Below are 1,540 nucleotides of genomic sequence, written 5' to 3'. Positions count from 1 at the left end.
ACGGCATCGCCTTCGACGATGAAGCGATGCGCGCCAGCACGCCGCGCAACCGCTATGCGCTCAGCGCCGGTGCCAAGGTTGCATTCCGCCCGGGCGTTTCGGCCTGGGGTGGGCTGGGCCTGATGCGTGGCGACAGCGGCTACCGCGAAGCCAGTGCGCAGCTGGGGATGTCCTACGCCTGGTAAAGGGTCGTGACAGCGGCGGACGGAGATGAGGACGCCGGGCACTGCCCGGCGTCCTTTTCTGCTTCCGGCGGCCCACCATCGTCGGCCACCTGAACACCCAATGCATGTACCGACAGGCGCGGCGTATCTGCAACTTCTTGCATGGGTCGCGTCGCATATCACCGCGACACTGCGCGTCCTCGCTGACACGTGCCGCACGCCACCCGACCGCCCTCACGTCGCCCTCCCCCCTTCAGGAAGGTGACGCCGGGAGGCGCACCGCCGGGGCGCGGCAATCACCTGACGTGCGCGGCCACGGTTTCCCACTGACGAGATCACTACGATGACTGGAACACCCTCCAAGCGGCCTGCCGTGCGCTCCCTTGCCTGTGCTGTGGCGTTCGCACTGGTTTCGCTGCCCCACGGCGCCATGTCCGAGGTCCTCGATGGCGAGACGCTGGTATTGAATCCAGACAGCAGCATTGAGGAATGGACCCTCCTGAACGGCGCGCAGCTTATCGTCGACGGAGCGGGTACCCGCTCCATCGATGCCTCCCAGAATTCGCGCGTGCAGATGCAAGGTGCCGCCGCCCAGGTGAACGACGACGAACAGGACGTGGTGAGGCTGCGGGACACGGCCGTGCTGGAAGCAACCTCGAGCACGTTCCGCGGCGGGAGCGTGCACCTGTCTGGCAACAGCTCGGCACATCTGGTCAACAGCGCCGTTCTGGTGACCCGTGCCGATGGCCTGGATCCCACCGGCCTCAGCGTGGGCGTGGATATCACCAGTACCGACCCGAGCCACGGCGCACGCGTCATTCTGGATTCGACCCGCGTCCGCGTCGAAGACTCCACCGGCGGAATCAACAGTGGGCTCGGTGTGCGGATGACGGCTGGCCAGGTCGACATCGTCAACGGGGCACGGATCGAGGCGGACAACATCGGGGTGCAGCTGTTCTCGCGTGTGGAGGCCGCAGACCCGCTGCGCCTGCGCATCGACAATGCCACCGTGCAGTCCGGCCGGGGCGCCGCGATAAACGTGGCATCCATGCATGGAGTTGAAAACAGCGCCGAGATCGTGATTGCCAACGGCGCGCAGCTCATCGCCGGCGACGGCAATCTGCTGCTGATGCAGACGCGCGACGGCAGCGTGGATGCCGGTCGCATCGACGTGGACTTCACCGTCGACGATGCACGCCTTGGTGGCAATGTCACCTTCGATACCCGCACCATGAACGGCACGCTGGACGTCACGCTGCGCAACAACGCGCGCATCGACGGTCGCTTCATCAACGTCAGCCGCGCCGACATCGGCACCCACAGCACCTGGATGCTCACCGGCGACAGCAACGTCGGCCGGCTGCAGCTCGACGCCA

1 protein-coding gene and 1 pseudogene are annotated in these 1,540 nt (G+C 66.3%); both read left to right on the top strand.

Annotation, left to right across the window (positions count from 1 at the left end; all coding sequences use genetic code 11):
• Positions 1-185, top strand: a 185-nt coding sequence (locus OC534_RS19250) for an autotransporter outer membrane beta-barrel domain-containing protein (protein WP_262071557.1), incomplete at its 5' end; no start/stop codon positions are given.
• Between the two features lie 409 nt (positions 186-594).
• Positions 595-1,540: pseudogene (locus OC534_RS19245) on the top strand (autotransporter outer membrane beta-barrel domain-containing protein); the annotation flags it as partial.

Origin of the sequence: Stenotrophomonas sp. Marseille-Q5258, assembly GCF_946900935.1 — a bacterium.
In the GTDB taxonomy this organism is placed as follows: Bacteria; Pseudomonadota; Gammaproteobacteria; order Xanthomonadales; family Xanthomonadaceae; genus Stenotrophomonas; species Stenotrophomonas nematodicola.
This window is presented reverse-complemented; position numbering and strand designations above follow the sequence as displayed.